17 protein-coding genes and 1 tRNA gene are annotated in these 18,206 nt (G+C 68.6%); 10 read left to right on the top strand and 8 right to left on the bottom strand.

Annotated elements, in window-relative coordinates; translation table 11 throughout:
• The first annotated feature begins 97 nt into the window (after positions 1–97).
• Positions 98–1,357: an SAM-dependent methyltransferase gene (locus tag PE061_RS19030; RefSeq protein WP_271256780.1), complete on the top strand. Its 1,260-nt coding sequence runs from the start codon at positions 98–100 to the stop codon at positions 1,355–1,357.
• A 140-nt stretch (positions 1,358–1,497) separates the two neighbouring features.
• On the opposite strand, the gene PE061_RS19025 is transcribed toward PE061_RS19030, so the two are convergent.
• The 3 genes from PE061_RS19025 to PE061_RS19015 all read right to left on the bottom strand — a co-directional run bounded on the left by PE061_RS19025 (position 1,498) and on the right by PE061_RS19015 (position 4,007).
• Positions 1,498–2,475, bottom strand: coding sequence for an NAD(P)H-dependent flavin oxidoreductase (locus tag PE061_RS19025; RefSeq protein ID WP_271256779.1), 978 nt, complete (start codon positions 2,473–2,475; stop codon positions 1,498–1,500).
• A gap of 88 nt (positions 2,476–2,563) precedes the next feature.
• Entirely contained in the window at positions 2,564–3,925 is a 1,362-nt protein-coding gene (locus PE061_RS19020; protein ID WP_271256778.1) for a dicarboxylate/amino acid:cation symporter, read from the bottom strand.
• Between the two features lie 8 nt (positions 3,926–3,933).
• A tRNA-Gly gene (locus PE061_RS19015) sits at positions 3,934–4,007 on the bottom strand.
• Positions 4,008–4,085: 78 nt separating this feature from the next.
• Here PE061_RS19015 and PE061_RS19010 point away from each other — a divergent pair.
• Both PE061_RS19010 and apaG read left to right on the top strand, forming a co-directional pair.
• Positions 4,086–5,294, top strand: a complete 1,209-nt coding sequence (locus PE061_RS19010; RefSeq protein ID WP_271256777.1) for an O-succinylhomoserine sulfhydrylase — start codon at positions 4,086–4,088, stop codon at positions 5,292–5,294.
• Positions 5,291–5,698 carry a Co2+/Mg2+ efflux protein ApaG gene (gene apaG, locus PE061_RS19005; RefSeq protein ID WP_121047789.1) on the top strand — a complete coding sequence of 136 codons (408 nt, stop codon included), beginning with the start codon at positions 5,291–5,293 and terminating at the stop codon, positions 5,696–5,698. Before PE061_RS19010 ends, apaG begins: the two co-directional genes overlap by 4 nt.
• Before the next feature lies 1 nt (position 5,699).
• On the opposite strand, the gene PE061_RS19000 is transcribed toward apaG, so the two are convergent.
• From PE061_RS19000 to PE061_RS18985, 4 genes are all read right to left on the bottom strand, one after another.
• Positions 5,700–6,050, bottom strand: a complete 351-nt coding sequence (locus tag PE061_RS19000) for a hypothetical protein (protein WP_271256776.1) — start codon at positions 6,048–6,050, stop codon at positions 5,700–5,702.
• A gap of 123 nt (positions 6,051–6,173) precedes the next feature.
• Entirely contained in the window at positions 6,174–7,097 is a 924-nt protein-coding gene (locus PE061_RS18995; RefSeq protein WP_271256775.1) for an Hsp33 family molecular chaperone HslO, read from the bottom strand.
• A complete protein-coding gene (gene argF, locus PE061_RS18990) occupies positions 7,076–8,005 on the bottom strand; it encodes an ornithine carbamoyltransferase (RefSeq protein ID WP_271256774.1) in 930 nt (309 codons plus the stop codon). The genes PE061_RS18995 and argF overlap by 22 nt, the downstream gene beginning before the upstream one ends.
• A gap of 124 nt (positions 8,006–8,129) precedes the next feature.
• Positions 8,130–8,981 (bottom strand): ABC transporter permease, encoded by an 852-nt coding sequence (locus PE061_RS18985; RefSeq protein ID WP_271259251.1) that lies wholly within the window; start codon positions 8,979–8,981, stop codon positions 8,130–8,132.
• Positions 8,982–9,059: 78 nt separating this feature from the next.
• On the opposite strand from PE061_RS18985, the gene PE061_RS18980 reads away from it, so the two are divergent.
• The gene (locus PE061_RS18980) at positions 9,060–9,644 is read left to right on the top strand and encodes a GcrA family cell cycle regulator (RefSeq protein ID WP_271256773.1); all 585 of its coding nucleotides are present in this window, start codon (positions 9,060–9,062) and stop codon (positions 9,642–9,644) included.
• Between the two features lie 171 nt (positions 9,645–9,815).
• On the top strand, positions 9,816–10,316 hold the full coding sequence (aac(6'), locus tag PE061_RS18975) for an aminoglycoside 6'-N-acetyltransferase (protein WP_271256772.1): 501 nt from the start codon (positions 9,816–9,818) through the stop codon (positions 10,314–10,316).
• Here the strand turns inward: aac(6') and PE061_RS18970 are convergent.
• Positions 10,292–12,064: a PHA/PHB synthase family protein gene (locus tag PE061_RS18970; protein WP_271256771.1), complete on the bottom strand. Its 1,773-nt coding sequence runs from the start codon at positions 12,062–12,064 to the stop codon at positions 10,292–10,294. The genes aac(6') and PE061_RS18970 overlap by 25 nt on opposite strands.
• 122 nt (positions 12,065–12,186) lie before the next feature.
• Here PE061_RS18970 and PE061_RS18965 point away from each other — a divergent pair, with 122 nt between their 5' ends.
• From PE061_RS18965 to ahpC, 5 genes are all read left to right on the top strand, one after another.
• Positions 12,187–13,401, top strand: coding sequence for an LL-diaminopimelate aminotransferase (locus PE061_RS18965; protein WP_271256770.1), 1,215 nt, complete (start codon positions 12,187–12,189; stop codon positions 13,399–13,401).
• Between the two features lie 37 nt (positions 13,402–13,438).
• Positions 13,439–14,731: a homoserine dehydrogenase gene (locus PE061_RS18960; RefSeq protein ID WP_271256769.1), complete on the top strand. Its 1,293-nt coding sequence runs from the start codon at positions 13,439–13,441 to the stop codon at positions 14,729–14,731.
• Positions 14,732–14,786: 55 nt separating this feature from the next.
• Positions 14,787–15,764 carry a class II fructose-bisphosphatase gene (glpX, locus tag PE061_RS18955; protein WP_271256768.1) on the top strand — a complete coding sequence of 326 codons (978 nt, stop codon included), beginning with the start codon at positions 14,787–14,789 and terminating at the stop codon, positions 15,762–15,764.
• On the top strand, positions 15,736–17,526 hold the full coding sequence (gene recJ, locus PE061_RS18950) for a single-stranded-DNA-specific exonuclease RecJ (RefSeq protein ID WP_271256767.1): 1,791 nt from the start codon (positions 15,736–15,738) through the stop codon (positions 17,524–17,526). The genes glpX and recJ overlap by 29 nt, the downstream gene beginning before the upstream one ends.
• 103 nt (positions 17,527–17,629) lie before the next feature.
• On the top strand, positions 17,630–18,193 hold the full coding sequence (gene ahpC, locus PE061_RS18945; protein WP_271256766.1) for an alkyl hydroperoxide reductase subunit C: 564 nt from the start codon (positions 17,630–17,632) through the stop codon (positions 18,191–18,193).
• Positions 18,194–18,206: the final 13 nt, after the last annotated feature.

Here is an 18,206-nt window from a genome sequence, read left to right as displayed (position 1 = left end):
CGGCGGAACGCGGCAAATGGCGTCTGCCGCCCGGACGAATTCGGTAGGCTTTGAATTCGTTCGGAAATGCCGCATACTCGCCGGAGGGGAGAGACGGATGGCGACACATCCGGCACGCGGCGCGCATGTCGTCGAGGCGGACCGCCGGTTCTGGATCGGCGGGCTGCCCGCACGGTTGCTGGCCGGCAGCCGCCAGCGCCTGATCGAGCGTGTCGATGCGGGCCTTGCGCGCGGCACGCTGACGCTCGTCGAGCCGGACGGCCGCGTGCAGCGGCTCGGCGGCCGCGCCCCGGGTCCGCAGGCCGAGCTTCGCCTCCACAACTGGCGGCCGTTCCTCCGCCTCGCGGCGGGCGGTTCGGCGGGCTGGGCGCGGGCGCATTTCGACGGCGACTGGACGAGTCCCGACGTTCCCGCCTTCTTCGAAGTGATGATGCTGAACCGGCGCGAGCTCGGCAGCACGGGGCGCGGGGCGCTTCCCGGCCGCCTGTTCAACCGGCTGATGCGCGCGCTTCAGGCCAACACGCTCACCGGCGCGCGCCGCAACATCCAGTTCCACTACGATCTCGGCAACGATTTCTACGCCGCGTGGCTCGACGAGACGATGACCTACTCGTCGGCGGTCTTCGGCGCGCCGGACGAACCGCTCGCCGAGGCGCAGCGCCGCAAGGTGCGCGTGCTGCTCGACCGGCTGGAGATGAAGCCGGGCGAACGCCTGCTGGAGATCGGCTGCGGCTGGGGCGGCCTCGCCGAGATCGCCGCGCGGGAATACGGCGTCCACGTCACCGGCATCACGCTCAGCCGCGAGCAGCTCGAGTACGGGCGGCAGCGCATGGCCGCCGCCGGGCTTTCGGACCGCGTCGACCTGCGCATCGCCGACTACCGCGAGGACATCGGCCGCTTCGATCACATGGCGTCGGTGGAGATGTTCGAGGCGGTCGGCGCGCGCTTCTGGAAGACCTTCATGCGCTCCGCATTCCGCGCCCTGAAGCCCGGCGGGCGCGCGGCGATGCAGGTCATCACCATCGACGAGGCGGTGTTTCCCGCCTACCGCTCCGGCGCGGACTTCATCCAGACCTACATCTTTCCCGGCGGCATCCTGCCGAGCGAACCGCGCCTGCGCGCCGCGGCGGAAAGCGCGGGCTTCCGGTGGGAGGGCGCGGAGGCGTTCGGCCAGCACTACGCCGAAACGCTGCGCCAGTGGCGGGTACGCTACGATGCGGCGCGTCAGGACGACCGCCTGCCGCCCGGTTTCGACGCCGCCTTCGACACCATCTGGCGTTACTACCTGATGTACTGCGAAGGCGGCTTCCGGTCGGGCGGGATCGACGTGGTGCAGGCGCTGCTGCGGCGACCCTGAAAGCGCTTCCCAAATAGGGAAAGCCGTGAGACGTGAGCCCGTGCTCTTTGAAACACGGGCTCGCTGTCTAGGCTATTGATGAGAGACTGATTCACGTTTGAGAGGCAAGCGCGCGTGCTTGCCTCTCAAACGATCAGGCTCTAAGCCGCGAGGAAGCCTTCGAGGCGCCGGCGGATGATCGTTTCCGCTTCGGCCATGATGCGGTCGATCAGCTCCTTGCAGGTCGGGATGTCGCGGATCAGCCCGGCGACCATGCCGCAGCTCCACGCGCCCGCGTCCATGTCGCCGTCCTTCATGATGCGCGGGTAGACGCCCGCCACTTCCTCGATGATGTCCTCGAACTTGAGGTTGGCGCCGAGCTGCTTTTCCTTTTCGATCAGGCGTTCGACGGCGGCGTTGTTGAGGACGCGCTCGGTGTTGCGCAGCGGTCGCATGACGAGGCGCGTGTCGAGTTCGCTCGCGGCGACGAGCGCCTGCTTCACCTTCTCGTGCACCGGCGCTTCCTTTGTGGCGATGAAGCGCGTGCCCATGTTCATACCCTCCGCGCCGAGCGCGAGGGCGGCGACGAGGCTGCGCCCGTCCGCCATGCCGCCCGAGGCGACGAACGGGATTTCGAGTTCCTCGGCGGCGCGCGGCAGCAGGATGAAGTTCGGCACGTCGTCCTCGCCCGGATGCCCGCCGCACTCGAAGCCGTCCACCGAAACCGCGTCGCAGCCGATCGACTGGGCCTTCAGCGAATGGCGCACCGAGGTGCACTTGTGGATGACCTTGATCCCGGCGTCCTTGAGGTACGGCAGCACCTGCTGCGGGTTGTTCCCCGCCGTCTCGACCGCCTTGACGCCGCCCTCGATGATGGCGCGGATATAGCCCGGATAGTCCGGCGCGTTGACGGTGGGCAGGAAGGTGAGGTTCACGCCGAAGGGCTTGTCGGTCATGTCGCGGCAGCGCGCGATCTCGTTGGCGAGGTCGGCGGGCGTGCGCTGGGTGAGGCCGGTGATGATGCCGAGGCCGCCCGCGTTCGAGACGGCGGCGGCCATTTCGGCGAAGCCCACGAAATGCATACCGCCCTGGATGATCGGGTGCTGGATGCCGAAAAGCTCGGTGATGCGTGTTTTCATCAAGTCCTCCTGGTGTTCACGGCAAGAATATGACTTTTAGATATATGCGGGCAAGCCGCGATTTTGGACAGGCGCGGGCAGGGCGGGATCAGTCTTCCGTGATGGCCGTATCGTCGCCGGGGCCGGCCGCCGGATCGGGCTCGGCGGCAACGGGAAGCGGCGGGCCGCTGAGCGCGGCGTTCAGCGCCGCCCGGTCGAGCTCGCCTTCCCACCGCGCCACGACGATCGTCGCCACGGCGTTCCCCACGAAATTGGTGAGCGCGCGGCATTCGCTCATGAAGCGGTCGATGCCGAGGATCAGCGCCATGCCCGCGACCGGCACGCTCGGCACCACCGAAAGCGTGGCGGCGAGCGTGATGAAGCCCGCGCCGGTGATCCCCGCCGCGCCCTTGGAGCTCAGCATCGCGACGAGCAGCAGCAGCACCTGCTCCTCGAGGCTGAGGTCGATGTTGAGCGCCTGCGCGATGAACAGCGCCGCCATCGTCATGTAGATGTTGGTGCCGTCGAGGTTGAACGAATAGCCGGTGGGCACGACGAGCCCGACCACGGATTTCGATGCGCCCGCGTGTTCCATCTTGGCGATGAGGCTGGGAAGGGCGGCTTCCGAGCTGGACGTGCCGAGCACGAGCAGCAGCTCTTCCTTGAGGTAGCGGATCAGCTTCAGGATCGAGAAGCCGTTCGCGATGCCCACCAGCCCCAGCACGCCGAGCACGAACAGCAGGGAGGTGAGGTAGAAGGTCGCGATCAGCGCCGCGAGGTTCGCCACCGTGCCGATGCCGTAGGCGCCGATCGTGAAGGCGAACGCGCCGAACGCGCCGATCGGCGCGGCCTTCATCAGGATGCCGACCAGCCGGAACACGGCGGCGCCGAGCGCTTCGAGGAAGCCGAGCACCGGCGCGCCCGCGTCGCCGATGAGCGCGAGCGCGATGCCGAACAGGATGGAGACGAACAGCACCTGAAGGATGTCGCCCTCCACGAAGCCGCTGACGAGCGTGTTCGGGATGATGTGCATCAGGAAGCCGACGATGCTGCTGTTGTGCGCCGCCTTCGAATATTGTGCCACCGCGCCGCCGTCGAGCGTGGCGGGGTCGATGTCGAGGCCACGCCCCGGCTGGATGACGTTGGCGACGATGAGGCCAACGATCAGCGCCAGCGTCGAGAACACGAGGAAGTAGATGAACGCCTTCGCCGCCACCCGCCCGACCCGCCCGAGGTCGCGCATCCCGGCGATGCCGGTGACGATGGTGAGGAAGATCACCGGGCCGATGATCATCTTCACGAGCTTGATGAAGCCGTCGCCGAGCGGTTTCAGGCTCTCGCCGACGTCCGGCCAGACATGCCCGATGGCGCCGCCGAGCACGATGGCGAGCAGGACCTGAAAATAGAGGTGCGCGTAGAACGGCCGCCGCAATGCCGAAGTCGAAACCGGTTGCGGCTGGATCAAGGGCATCCTCCGGGTGGAGCGGGTGAAGGGAATCGAACCCTCGTCGTAAGCTTGGGAAGCTTCTGCTCTGCCATTGAGCTACACCCGCACGGCGCCCATTTGAATGGCGCGCCTTCGCTGGTCAAGAGGCGTTGACGCGGGCGCGCGCGGCTGCGATGCACGCGCCATGAAACGGATGAGCGGAGCGAACAGGGCAGAAACCGAAGGATGGCGTCCGGCCACGCGCGCCGTGCGCGGCGGCACCATGCGCAGCGAGTTCGGCGAGACGTCGGAAGCGATCTTCCTCACCTCCGGCTATTGCTACGATGACGCCGAGACGGTGGCGGCGCGTTTCCGCGGCGACGAGAAGGGCATGACCTACTCGCGCCTGCAGAACCCGACCGTCGCGATGTTCGAGGAGCGGCTGCGGCTGATCGAGGGCGCCGAGGCGTGCCGGGCGATGGCGAGCGGCATGGCGGCGATGACGGCGGCGCTGATGTCGCAGCTTCGCGCCGGGGATCATGTCGTGGCGGGACGGGCGCTGTTCGGCTCGTGCCGCTGGCTGGTCGATTCGCTGCTGCCGAGGTTCGGCGTCGAGACCACCGTGGTCGACGGCCGCGAGGTTGCTGCGTGGAAGGCGGCGGTGCGGCCGAACACGAAGCTGTTCTTCATGGAAACGCCCGCGAACCCGACACTCGACATCTGCGACATTCAGGCGATCTCGGACATTGCGCACGATGCCGGTGCCGTCGTCGTGGTGGACAATGCCTTTGCGACGCCGGTCCTCCAGCGCCCGCTCGAGTTCGGCGCGGACATCGTCGCCTATTCGGCGACCAAGATGCTCGATGGGCAGGGGCGCGTGCTCGCGGGCGCCGTGCTCGGCTCGGAGGAGTTCATCGAGGGCGAGCTTCTGGCCTTCACGCGCAACACCGGGCCGACGCTCTCGGCGTTCAACGCGTGGGTGGTGCTGAAGGGCCTCGAGACGCTCGAGCTCAGGATGGCGAAGCAGTGCGAGAACACGCTCGCGGTCGCCCGCTTCCTCGACACGCGCGTGCCGCGGCTACTCTATCCGGGCCTGTCTTCGCATCCCCAGCATAATCTGGCGATGGCGCAGATGTCGGGCGGCGGCACGATCATGAGCCTGTTCGTCGCCGACGGGCGGAGGCAGGCGCACGCGCTGCTCGACGCGCTCAGCCTCGTCGACATCTCCAACAACATCGGCGATTCCCGCACGCTGATGACGCACCCGGCCTCGACGACCCACGCCGGTCTCGACGCGGCGGTGCGCGAGGACATGGGCGTCACCGAATCGATGCTGCGCCTCTCCGTGGGGCTCGAAGACCCGGCCGACGTCATCGACGATCTCGACCGGGCACTCCGGGCGGCGGGGTTGTGAAGGAGTTCTTCGCAGCGAGCGCGACGACCGCCGGTGTCACTGTGCGGGCGAACCCCTCCTATCTCCCGGAACGCTCGCTGCCGGAGCGGGACCATTATGTGTGGACCTACCACATCCGCATCGAGAACGGCCGCGACGCGCCCGTGCAGCTCATCAGCCGCCACTGGATCATCACCGACGGCACCGGCAACGTGCACGAGGTGCGCGGCGCGGGGGTGGTGGGCGCGCAGCCGGTGATCGCGCCGGGCGAGGCCTACGACTACGTCTCGGCCTGTCCGCTCGAAACGCCGATGGGCACGATGGCGGGCTCGTTCCAGATGCTGGACGAGAAAGGGCAGGGCTTCGACGTCGCGATCCCGCTGTTCCTGCTGACGAGCCCGGCGGCGGCAGGCGCCGCGCACTGAGTCAGCAGTTGCCGACGCGCTTGAATTCCTGGCGCACCGCGAAGGGCTCGCGGCCGCGGATGCCCTGGGCGTCGATCGTGAAGTGGTTGCGGTTGTCCTTCACGATGGTCGTGCGGCCGCTGCCGAGGCCGCGGCAGCTGTAGGCGACCGTGGCGCGCTCGGGCGTGTCCTCGACCACGGTGTGGACGCAGTTCTTGCCGTCCGCCGCTTCGAGGCCGACGTGCATCAGCGATTCGGGCGAGATGATGCAGCGGTTCGCGCTGCCCGAGACGCTGTAGGACCCCGGCTGGAAATCGCCGCCGCCGAACAGCGACAGCGTCACCGGCTGCGCGAACGCAGCCGTAGCCGCCACAAGGGCACCACCAGCAAGAACCAGACTCCGGCGCATGAGCGCGTAACTCCCTGTCAAATCTCCGGTGATCCGGAAGACGGTCACACTATAGCGATGACAGATGAATAAGGCATATCCGGGACGTTAATCCCCCATTCGGATCGGGAACAGGCGCGAGCAGAACGCGCAGTTCACGTCGATCGTGCCTTCCGGCCCGCGCATCTCGGCCAGTTCCTCGGCAGGGAAGCGGCCGAGCACCTCGCGGAAGTGCTGCACCGTGCAGCGGCAGCCGCGGGTGAGGGCGATCGGCGGCGAAACGCGGACCTCGTCCTCGTTGAACAGCCGCCAGAGCAGGGTTTCCTCGCTGAGATGGCCGTCCGTCAGCTCCGCGTCGGTGATCGTGGAGGCGAGCGCGAGAACATGCTCCCAGTCCTCGCTGCCGCTGCGCGCGGCGAGGCGCGGCCCCCCGGTCTCGCCGTGGGGTAGGTGCTGGACGAGGAGCCCGCCCGCTTCCCACGCGCCGTCCTCCGCCTGCCGCACCGCGCCGCGCACGAGCGTCGGCACCTGCTCGGAGTCGGTGAAATAGCGCTCGACCGCGTGGCAGAGCGTGTCGCCTTCCAGCGGCACGATGCCCTGGTAGCGTTCGTCGGTGGCGCCCTGTTCGATCGTGATCGCGAGGTAGCCCTCGCCGAAAAGCGTCGGCAGCAGCGCGCCGTCCACGATCTCGCCGAGCCGCTCGGGATCGAAGCGGAGGTAGCCGCGAATCTCGCCGGCGCGGTAGTCGCAGACGAGGAGGTCGACCGGCCCGGAGGACTGCGCCTGCACGGTGGTCTGCCCTTCGCCCTTCTGCACGGTGGTGCCGATCAGCACGGTGAGGACCAGCGCCTCGCCGAGCAGCCGGCGGAGCGGGGCGGGGTAGTCGTGCGCGCCGAGGATCGCCGTGAGCGCCGGTCCCAGCCGCGCCACGCGGCCCCGGGCGCTCCGCCCCGGGATCGTGAACGGCAGCACGCGCCCCGTCTGCGGCGCGCCTGCCGCGCCGTTGCCGTTCAGCCGAGCCGGTTCAGACACCAGAGCAGGATCGCTTTCTGTGCATGGACACGGTTTTCGGCCTCGTCCCACACCGCCGACTGCGCGCCGTCCATCACGGCGTCGACGACCTCCTCGCCCCGGTGGGCGGGGAGGCAGTGCAGGAAGATCGCCGAGGGCCTGGCCTTGGCCATCAGTGCCTCGGTCACTTGATACGGCCCCATCGCGACCATGCGCGCGGACGCCCCGGACTGGCCCATCGAGACCCACGTGTCGGTGACGACGACATCCGCGCCCGCCACGGCCGCCTCCGGATTGCGCTCGACGACGATGCGCGCGCCGCGCGCCTCGGCGCGGGCGACGACGGCATCGTCGGGATCGTATGCGGCGGGAACCGAAAGCCGCATCTCGTAGCCGAGCAGGCCCGCCGCCTCGATCAGCGACTGGCAGACGTTGTTGCCGTCGCCGAGCCACGTCCACACCGTGCCCGCGACGCTGCGCCCGAGGCGTTCCTCCACGGTCATCAGGTCGGCGACGATCTGGCAGGGGTGGCCGCTGTCGGTCAGCATGTTGATCACCGGCACGCCGCTTGCGGCGGCAAGCGCCTCCACCTTGTCGTGCCCGTTGGTGCGCAGCGCGATGACGTCGACGAAGCGGGACAGGACGCGCGCGGTGTCCTCGATCGTCTCGCCGCGGCCGAGCTGCATGTCCGCCGAGGACAGGATCATCGCCGTGCCGCCGAGCTGGCGCATCGCCATGTCGAAGGAGACGCGCGTGCGGGTCGAGGACTTCTCGAAGATCGCGGCCAGCATGTGCCCGGCGAGCGGCGCGTCGTCGTCGGCGGCCCCCTTCGGCCGTCCGGCGCGGGCCTGCTTGCGGCGCTTCGCCTCGTCGAGGATCAGCCGCAGGGCCTCGGCGCCGGTGCTTTCGAGATCGAGAAAATGCCGCATCGCCCTTCAAACCTTCGTTCGTGGATGGCCCGAAACCGGCCTTCGAAACGGAAAAAGGCGGCCAATCCTGACCGCCCTTCGGACTTGCGCGCCTCCATGACGAACGGCGGCGCCAAAGTCAATGTCACTGGCGCGTGCGCCAGCCGGTGCGGAGCGCCTGATAGCATAGCGTCCACAGCGCCGTGTTGATCACGACGAGCGCCACGGCGCCGCCGAGCACCGGGCCGTCGTGGACGCCGATGAAGGCCGAGCGGAAGCCGTCGATCACGTAGAAGAACGGGTTGAACTGGCTCGCCGTGTGCCAGACGCCCGCCAGCCGGTCGATCGAGTAGAACGTGCCCGACAGCAGCGACAGCGGCTGCACGACGAAGTTGGTGACGGCGGCGGCATGGTCGAACTTGTCCGCCCACAGCCCGGTGATGACGCCGAGCAGCCCGAGCAGCACCGCGCCCATCGTGCCGTAGAAGAAGACGGCGAGCGGATCGCGGATCGTGACCGAAACGCCCGGCCACAGCAGCATCGCGCCCCATACGGCAAGGCCGACCAGCCATGCGCGGGTGACAGCGCCCGCCACGAACGACACCAGGAGCTCGCCCGGCGACAGCGGCGGCATCAGTATGTCCACGATCGTCCCCTGGATCTTGCCGATCAGGATCGAGGACGACGTGTTCGCGAAGGCGTTCTGGATCATCGCCATGACGATGAGGCCGGGGGCGAGGAAGCTGTTGAAGGGCACGCCGAGCACGGTGAGGTTGCCGCGCCCGAGCGCCACGGTGAAAATGGCGAGGAACAGCATCGTGGTGAGCGCGGGCGCCCACACGGTTTGCAGCTGCACCTTGAAGAAGCGCCGCACCTCCTTCACATAGAGCGTCCGAAGGCCCGGCCAGTTGACGCGTCCGATGATCGGCACGCCGGGTTCGCTGTGGACCGGCGCGGCCGGTTTCGCTACGGAAGGCTTTGCAAGCTGATCGTGCATCTGCGTGGGAGTAGTGGCTGCCGCCATGCCCCGCAAGCCGGTCGGCTGTTTTGTTTGAAGATGGGAAGTGGGAACGCGATGTCCTGGACGGACGAACGGATCGAGACGCTGAAGACGCTCTGGGAAAAGGGGCTGACCGCGAGCCAGATCGCCGACAAGCTCGGCAACGTGAGCCGCAACGCGGTGATCGGCAAGGCGCACCGGCTGGGGCTGAAGGCGCGCCCGTCTCCGGTGAAGGGCGACAGCGACGGCGCGCCGCGCGAGACCGCGAAGAAGGCCGCCGCGCCCGCCGCGCCGAAGCCGAAGCCCGAGGCCGCCGTTCAGGAGGCCGCCGCGCCGGAGCCGCGCCCGGCTCCCGAGATGAAGGTGCCGCCGCCCGCCGCGCCGAAGCCGCAGATGCCGGTCCGCGCCGCCATGCCCGCCGCGCCGGTGAAGCCGCGCGCGCCGGGCGAGAAGGTGACGCTGCTCGACCTCAGCGACAAGATCTGCAAGTGGCCGATCGGCCACCCCGGCGAGCCGGACTTCCAGTTCTGCGGCCGCCCGGTGAACCCCGGCTTCCCCTACTGCACCGCGCACTGCGCCGAGGCCTATCAGGCCCAGCTCCCCCGCGACCGCAGCCGGCCTTCAAGGGCGCCGATGCCGCCGCTGCCGCGCGTGCGCTGAAGTTCGCACCCGACAAGTAGGCGAAGTGGAGACCCATACGCATTTTTGAAATGCCGCGTATGGGACGATACAGTTCACGTGCGCCGCCGCCGGCGCTTCAAAGAGCGATGGCGAGTTGATCCCACAGCTTTTCCTATTCCGGAAGGCTTCGTCCGACGGCAGAATTAGACGATGAGGATCGTGCTTGCCGACGAGGATCATGCCGGGCCGTGGGCGCAGCTGCGCGCCGCGTTGTGGCCGGATCAAACCGCCGGGGCGCATCGTGCCGAACTCGCGCCGTTCCTCTCCGGCGGCAGTGACGCCGCCGCCTTTCTGGCCGTCACGGACACGGGCGAGGTCGCGGGTTTTGCGGAAGCCGCGCTGCGCAGGGACTATGTGAATGGCTGTGAGACCTCGCCGGTACTGTTCCTCGAAGGCATCTACGTGCGGCCCGAAGACCGGAAGGCCGGTGTCGGGCGGGCGCTGTGCGACGCCGTCGCCGCATGGGGCCGCGCGGCGGGGTGTTCCGAGTTCGCCTCCGACGCGCTCATCGACAATGCGGACAGCCACGCGTTCCACGCCGCGCTCGGCTTCGCCGAGACCGAACGGGTGGTCTACTTCCGGAAGGCGCTGGCGGCGGCCGGCGGCCGAGCACTGTTGCCGCAGGTTCAGCCGACGCGCTCCCGCACGTAACGCCCCGGCGCGTCCTCGATCACCTTCAGCTTGCCGCCCTTCGCGCCCTTGCCGGGCGTGCGCGCTGGCACCTGCTTGCCGGATTGCGGCGTGAGCCACGCGATCCAGTCCGGCCACCAGCTTCCCGGGTGCTCGGTCGCGGTGGCGACGAAATCCTCGAAGGTTTCGGGGAGCGTGTCGTTCGTCCAGTGCTGGTACTTCTTCGCATCGGGCGGGTTCACGACGCCCGCGATGTGGCCGCTGCCCGCGAGGACGAAGCGGATGGGGCCGGAGAAGTTCCGGGTAAGCTTGTAGGAGGAGCGGGCAGGGGCGATGTGATCCTCCTTGCCGCCCTGGACATAGGCGGGGGTGTTCACCTTGCGAAGATCGACGGGCGTGCCGTCGATGACAATCGCACCGGGCGCGATCATCCGGTTGTCGCGGTAGAGACCTTCGAGATACTCGGCGTGCCACTTCGCGGGCACGTTGGTCGCGTCGGAGTTCCAGTAGAGCAGGTCGAAGGGGAAATAGTCCTTCCCCAGCAGGTAGTTGTTGACGACGTAGTTCCAGATGAGGTCGTTCGCGCGCAGCATGTTGAACGTCGTCGCCATGTAGCGGCCGTCGAGATAGCCCTTGCTCTCGGACAGTTCCTTCACCGCCTTCAGGTGATCCTCGTCGACGAACACGCCGAGGTCGCCGCAGTCCGAGAAATCGACCTGCGCGGTGAAGAAGGTCGCCGTCCTCACCTTCTCGGCCTCGCCGCGCGCCGCCAGCAGCGCCAGCACCATCGCGAGCGTGGTGCCCGCGACGCAGTAGCCGATGACGTGCGCGGACCGGACGCCGAGGCCCTTCAGCACCGCGTCGATCGCCGTGAGGAAGCCTTCTTTCACGTAGGTCTCGGTGGTGGCGTCGGCGATGCTCGCGTCGGCGTTCTTCCATGAGACGACGAACACCGTGAGGCCCTGCGCGACCGCCCAGCGGATGAAGCTCTTCTCCGGCGTCAGGTCGAGGATGTAGAACTTGTTGATCCACGGCGGGAAGATGAGGAGCGGCGTCTCGTAGACGTTGGCGGTGGTCGGCGTGTACTGGATGAGCTGGAACAGCCGGTTCTCGAACACCACCTTGCCGGGCGTGACGGCGACGTTGCGGCCGACCTCGAACGCCTTCTCGTCGGTCATCGTCAGGCGGCCGCGCTGGAGATCGTCGAGCAGGTTCTGCGTGCCCTTGAGCAGGTTCTCGCCACGCGTCTCGACCGTCGCCTTCAGCACCTCCGGGTTGGTGAGGACGTAGTTCGAGGGCGACAGCGCGTCGATGAACTGCCGCGTGTAGAAGATCGCCTTGTTCCGCTCCTTGTCGTCCAGCCCTTCGAGCCCGCCGACGAGCTGGAGGATATACTGGCTGGCGAGCAGGTAGGACGACTTCAGGAAATCGAAGGCGGGCATTTCCGACCACGCCTCGCCCTTGAAGCGCTTGTCGGCGGGAAGCTGCGGCGGCTGCACCTCGCCGGGCGTGGCGAACGCCTGCCAGAGCGTCATGGCGTCGCGCCAGTAGTCCGCCTGGAGCTGCGCGAGGCGGGCGGGATCGGTCATTGCCGCGGTCGCCATCTTGCTCCATGTCTCGACGAGGCCGAGCGGATCGGGGCCGAGCACGATGCCGTCGGTGGCTTCCTTCGCCCAGAATTCCATGAGCATTTGCTGCATCTTGCCGGCGAGCCACGTCCAGCGGTGGACATGCTCCGCGAGCCCTTCGATGTCGGCGGCAGCGGTCATGACGATCTCCCCGGAAGCGACAGTTGCGGGAGACGATAAACAAGCGCTCGCCAAGCGCCAAGGGCGGTCGCTATAACGGCGCGTCCGCAAGGCCGCGGACGAACGAAACCCCAGAGGAGACAATGTCCGAATTCTACCGCATCAAGCGTCTGCCGCCCTACGTGATCGCCGAAGTGAACGCGATGCGGGCAGCAGCACGTGCGGCAGGCGAGGACATCATCGACCTCGGCATGGGCAACCCCGACCTGCCGCCGCCCGAGCACGTGATCGAGAAGCTGTGCGAGGTGGCGCGCAAGCCCGACGCGCACGGCTATTCGGCTTCCAAGGGCATCCCGGGGCTGCGGAAGGCGCAGGCGGGCTATTATGCGCGCCGCTTCGGCGTCGAGCTCGACCCGGAGAGCGAGGTCGTGGTGACGCTCGGCTCCAAGGAGGGCCTCGCCAACCTTGCGCAGGCGATCACCGCGCCGGGCGACGTCGTGCTGGCGCCGAACCCGAGCTACCCCATCCACACCTTCGGCTTCATCATCGCGGGCGCGACGATCCGCAGCGTGCCGACGACGCCCGACGAGCGCTATTTCGAGGCGCTGGAGCGCGCGGTGAAGTTCACCGTGCCGAAGCCCTCGGTGCTGGTGATGGGCTATCCGTCGAACCCGACGGCCGAGGTCGTCGACCTCGCCTTCTACGAGCGCGTCGTCGCGTTCGCGAAGGAGCATGGGCTGTGGATTCTCTCCGACCTCGCCTATTCGGAGCTTTACTACGACGGCGTGCCGACGCCCTCGATCCTGCAGGTGCAGGGCGCGAAGGACGTGGCGGTGGAGTTCACCTCCATGTCCAAGACCTATTCGATGGCCGGCTGGCGCATGGGCTTCGCGGTCGGCAACAGGACGCTGATCGCGGCGCTGACGCGGGTGAAGTCGTATCTCGATTACGGCGCGTTCACGCCGATTCAGGCGGCGGCGGTCGCGGCGATCAACGGCCCGCAGGACATCGTCGAGAAGAACCGCGCGCTCTACAAGCGCCGCCGCGACGTGCTGGTGGAAAGCTTCGGCCGCGCCGGGTGGGACATTCCCAGCCCGCGCGCCTCGATGTTCTGCTGGGCGCCGCTGCCGCCCGCGCTCGCGCACCTCGGCAGCCTCGAGTTCACCAAGCAGCTCCTCACCCACGCGGGGGTCGCGGTCGCGCCGGGCGTCGGCTACGGCGAGGACGGCGAGGGCTTCGTGCGGATCGCGATGGTGGAAAACGAGCAGCGCATCCGCCAGGCCGCGCGCAACGTGAAACGCTACCTTCAGTCGATGGGTGTCAATACGCCGGGTCAGCAAAAGGCCATTGGCGAGTAGGCACGTGTCGGAATTTCTTCAGAATCGGGGTTAAGAAGTGAATCCTCCCTTGCGCATCGCGCTCGCCGGGCTCGGCACGGTCGGCGCCGGCGTCGTCAAGCTTCTCGACGAGAACCGCGACCTCATCGCGCGCCGCTCCGGGCGGCCGATCGAGATCGTCGCGGTCTCGGCGCGGGACCGGTCGCGGGACCGGGGCGTCGACCTTTCGCGGTTCGAATGGGTCGACGACACGTCCTCGCTCGGCGAACGGGATGGCGTCGATGTCGTCGTCGAGCTGATCGGCGGGTCGGACGGACCGGCGGTGGCGCTGGTGCGGAGCGCGATCGCAAGCGGAAAGGGCGTCGTCACCGCCAACAAGGCGATGATGGCGCATCACGGCCTCGAACTCGCCGCCGCCGCCGAGAAGGCGGGGACGCCGCTCAAGTACGAGGCGGCGGTGGCGGGCGGCATCCCGATCATCAAGGCGATCCGCGAGGGCGCGGCGGCGAACCGCATCGACCGCGTCTACGGCATCCTGAACGGCACCTGCAACTACATCCTCACCGAGATGGAGGAGAAGGGCGCGGCGTTCGCTGACGTGCTCGCCGAGGCGCAGCGGCTGGGCTACGCCGAGGCCGATCCGACCTTCGACATCGACGGCATCGACGCCGCGCACAAGCTCGCCATCCTCGCGAGCCTCGCCTTCGGCAGCGAGATCGACTTCGCGAGCGTCCGCACCACGGGCATCCGCGCCGTCGCGGCGACGGACATCGCGCACGCCGCCGAACTCGGCTTCCGCGTCCGTCTCGTCGGCCTTGCCGAGGTCGTGGGCGACCGCATCCACCAGCGCGTCCACCCCTGCCTCGTGCCGCTCGCCAATCCGCTCGCCAAGGTCACGGGCTCGCTGAACGCCGTGGTGGCCGAGGGCAATTTCGTCGGGCGGCTGTTCTTCGAAGGGCGCGGCGCGGGCGAGGGGCCGACGGCGAGCGCCGTCGTCGCCGACCTCATCGACATCGCGCGCGGCGAGGCGGGGCCGGCCTTCGCGATGCCGGCGCACCATCTGGAGCCGATCGGCGCCGGCGAGGCGGGGGACCGCCGCGGGCGCTACTACCTGCGCCTGTCGGTCGCCGACGAGACGGGCGTGCTCGCCGAGCTTGCGGCCATGCTGCGCGACGCGGGCGTTTCCATCGACAGCCTGATTCAGCGCGGTCAGGCGGATAGCGGCGGCGTCTTCATCGCCATCGTCTCGCACGAAACGAACGAAAGCGCGGTCCGCAACGCCATCAAGGCGATGCGTGCGAGCGCCAGCGTGCTCGGCGAGCCGATGCTCATGCACATTCTGGACTTTTGAGGCAGGGCGGCTACCAGCCTTTGCTCATGTTCGAATCAAGGGGAGTTCAAGGCCGATGGTGAAACGCAGCGACGTGCTGGACCGCGTGCTCGTTCTCGAAATGGTGCGCGTGACGGAATGCGCCGCGATGGCGGCCTCGCACCTCGTGGGACGCGGCGACGAGAAGGCGGCGGACGCCGCCGCGGTCGACGCGATGCGCGACGCGCTGAACGAACTCGCCTTCGACGGCACCATCGTGATCGGCGAGGGCGAGCGCGACGAGGCGCCGATGCTCTACATCGGCGAGAAGGTCGGCGCGGCGATCGGCTCCGGACCCCGGATCGACATCGCGCTCGATCCGCTGGAGGGCACGACGATCACCGCCAAGGCGGGGCCGAACGCGCTTGCCGTGCTCGCGATCGCCGAGGAAGGCTGCCTGCTCAACGCGCCCGACGTTTACATGGAAAAGCTCGCCATCGGGCCGGGCTACGCCAAGGATACCGTGAGCCTCGACAGGAGCGTCACCGAGAACGTGCAGGCGCTGGCGAAAGCGAAAGGCGTGCAGCCCAACGAGATCATCGCCTGCGTGCTCGATCGCCCGCGCCACGAGAAGCTGATCGCCGAGCTGCGCTCCATCGGCTGCGGCGTCGTGCTGATCCCGGACGGCGACGTGGCGGGCGTGATCGCGGTGACGAACCCCGAGACGACCGTGGACATCTACCTCGGGCAGGGCGGCGCGCCGGAAGGCGTGCTCGCGGCGGCGGCGCTGCGCTGCGTCGGCGGCCAGATCCAGGGCCGCCTCGTGTTCCGCAACGACGACGAGCGGCTGCGCGCGGCGAAGTGGGGCATCACCGACCTCGACCGCATCTACGACACCGAGGACATGGCGAAGGGCGACGTGATCTTCGCGGCGACGGGCGTGACCGACGGTTCGCTGCTCGACGGCGTCAAGCACCTGAAGGGCGGGCTGGTGACGACCGAATCGGTGGTGATGCGCGCGTCTTCAGGCACGGTCAGGTGGGTGCGTGGCGAGCATCGCCGTTCCCAGTCCTGACGCCTTCGTCTTCGGCGTCGGCCGCTCGATCACCGGGCGGCAATGGCGCTGGCGGGGCGGCCCGCCGGGTGACGCCGCCGACGCGCTGAGGCTCGGCATCAGCGACGTGACGGCGCGGCTGTTCACGGCGCGCGGCGTGCGGGTGGAAGAGATCGCCGCGCTCGCGCAGCCGACGATCCGCGACCTGCTGCCCGACCCCTCGATCTTCCGCGACATGGACACGGCGGCCGCGCGCATCGCCGACGCGGTGACGCGCGGCGAGGCCGTGGTGATCTTCGGCGACTACGACGTGGACGGCGCGACCAGCGCGGCGGTGCTGATCCGCTTCCTGCGCGCCGTCGGCGGCACGGTTTCGCACTATATCCCCGACCGGCTGCTGGAAGGCTACGGCCCCTCGGCCGAAGCGCTGGTGGCGCTGAAGCGCGCAGGCGCCGATCTCGTCGTCTGCGTCGATTGCGGCACGCAGGGCTTCGAGGCGCTGGAGGCCGCGAAGGGCGCGGGGCTCGACGTGATCGTCGTCGATCACCACAAGGCCTCGACGCTGCTGCCGCCGGCGGTGGCCATCGTGAATCCCAACCGCATCGACGAGGACGAGGGCGCGGCGTTCGGCCACCTCGCCGCCGTGGGCATGGCGTTCCTCGTCGCCGTCGCGGTGAACCGGGAGCTACGCGGGCGCGGCTGGTTTGCGGGGCGGCCCGAGCCGAGGCTTACCGAACTGCTCGACCTCGTCGCGCTGGGTACGGTGGCGGACGTGGTGCCCTTGACCGGGCTCAACCGCGCCTACGTCTCGCAGGGCCTCAAGGTGATGGCGACGCGCCGCAACGCCGGGCTTGCCGCGCTTGCCGCCGTCGCACGGCTGGAGCGCGCGCCGCGCGCCTCCGACCTCGGCTTCGCGCTCGGGCCGCGCATCAACGCGGGCGGGCGCGTCGGGCAGGCGGACCTCGGCGTGCGGCTGCTGACCGGGGAGGGCGACGAACTCGGCGCGCTGGCGGACGAGCTCAACCGGCTGAACGACGAGCGCCGCGCCATCGAGGCGATGGTGACGGAAGCGGCCATCGCCGCCTGCGAGCGCGCGGGCAACGCCCCCGTCGCGGTGATCGCCGGGGACGGCTGGCATCCGGGCGTCATCGGCATCGCCGCAAGCCGTCTCAAGGACCGCGTCGGCGTGCCCGCGCTCGTCATCGGCATAGACGACGGCGGCACGGGCAAGGGGTCGGGGCGTTCGATCCCCGGCGTCGATCTCGGCGCGGCGGTGCTCGCGGCGCGCGACGCAGGGCTCATCAGCGCGGGCGGCGGCCACGCGATGGCGGCGGGCGTCACGGTGGCGCGCGAGCGTGTCGACGATCTCGCGCGTTTCCTCTGCGAGCGGCTGGAGGGCGATGTGACGCGCGCCCGCGGGATCGATTCGCTGTCCTTCGATCTCGCGCTCGCGCCCGCGGGCGTCACGCCGTCGCTGGCCGAGGCGCTCGAGGCCGCCGGGCCTTACGGGGCCGGATGGCCCGGCCCGCGCGTCGCGGCGGGACCGGTTTCGGTGGTGAAGGCCGACATCGTCGGCACCGGCCATGTCCGCGTCATCCTTGCGGGCGCGGACGGCGCGCGGGTGAAGGCGGTCGCGTTCCGCAGCGTCGATACCCCGCTCGGCGCGGCGCTGATGCAGGCGGGGGGGCGGCGGCTCTGGGTGTCCGGCCGCGTGGTGCAGGACGACTGGGGATCGACCCCGCGCGCAGAGCTTCATCTCGACGACGCGGCGTGGGCCGATTGATTGATAAAATCAATCTGTCTGTCTCAAAAAAGTAATTTTGCCTTTTATCCGTGCGCTGGTAAGGGGACGCCATCCCCCACAAACCCACAGCAACGGAGTGCATATGTCCCTCGTCAATACCCCGATCAAGCCGTTCACCGCGCAGGCCTACAAGCAGGGCAAGTTCGTCGAGGTGACGGACGCGGACGTGAAGGGCAAGTGGTCGATCTTCTTCTTCTACCCGGCGGATTTCACCTTCGTCTGCCCGACCGAGCTTGAAGACCTCGCCGACATCTATCCGACACTCCAGAGCATCGGTGTCGAGGTGTACTCGGTCTCCACCGACACGCACTTCTGCCACAAGGCCTGGCACGACACGTCGCCCGCGATCGGCAAGATCGACTATTACATGCTGGGCGACCAGAACCACGACATCTCGAACAACTTCGAGATCCTGCGCGCGGGCGTCGGCCTCGCCGATCGCGGCACGTTCGTCGTCGATCCGGAAGGCACCATCCAGCTCGTCGAGATCACGCCGGAAGGCGTGGGCCGCAACGCCGCCGAGCTTCTGCGCAAGATCAAGGCGCTTCAGTACTGGGTCAGCCATCCGGGCGAAGTGTGCCCGGCGAAGTGGGAAGAGGGCGAGAAGACGCTCGCTCCCTCGCTCGACCTCGTCGGCAAGATCTAAGAACCCCCTGGGT

This window comes from Sphingosinicella microcystinivorans (assembly GCF_027941835.1).
Taxonomy (GTDB): domain Bacteria; phylum Pseudomonadota; class Alphaproteobacteria; order Sphingomonadales; family Sphingomonadaceae; genus Sphingosinicella.
Note: the sequence above shows the minus strand (reverse complement) of the source record. Positions and strands in the feature narration are given on the sequence as shown.

Bases quoted from the DNA above. Each gene is read 5' to 3' on its own strand.
- PE061_RS19030 (WP_271256780.1), top strand. From the start codon at position 98: ATGGCGACACATCCGGCACGCGGCGCGCATGTCGTCGAGGCGGACCGC.
- PE061_RS19025 (WP_271256779.1), bottom strand. From the start codon at position 2,475: ATGAAAACACGCATCACCGAGCTTTTCGGCATCCAGCACCCGATCATC.
- PE061_RS19020 (WP_271256778.1), bottom strand. From the start codon at position 3,925: ATGCCCTTGATCCAGCCGCAACCGGTTTCGACTTCGGCATTGCGGCGG.
- PE061_RS19010 (WP_271256777.1), top strand. From the start codon at position 4,086: ATGAAACGGATGAGCGGAGCGAACAGGGCAGAAACCGAAGGATGGCGT.
- argF (WP_271256774.1), bottom strand. From the start codon at position 8,005: ATGCGGCATTTTCTCGATCTCGAAAGCACCGGCGCCGAGGCCCTGCGG.
- PE061_RS18985 (WP_271259251.1), bottom strand. From the start codon at position 8,981: ATGCACGATCAGCTTGCAAAGCCTTCCGTAGCGAAACCGGCCGCGCCG.
- PE061_RS18980 (WP_271256773.1), top strand. From the start codon at position 9,060: ATGTCCTGGACGGACGAACGGATCGAGACGCTGAAGACGCTCTGGGAA.
- PE061_RS18970 (WP_271256771.1), bottom strand. From the start codon at position 12,064: ATGACCGCTGCCGCCGACATCGAAGGGCTCGCGGAGCATGTCCACCGC.
- PE061_RS18965 (WP_271256770.1), top strand. From the start codon at position 12,187: ATGTCCGAATTCTACCGCATCAAGCGTCTGCCGCCCTACGTGATCGCC.
- glpX (WP_271256768.1), top strand. From the start codon at position 14,787: ATGGTGAAACGCAGCGACGTGCTGGACCGCGTGCTCGTTCTCGAAATG.
- ahpC (WP_271256766.1), top strand. From the start codon at position 17,630: ATGTCCCTCGTCAATACCCCGATCAAGCCGTTCACCGCGCAGGCCTAC.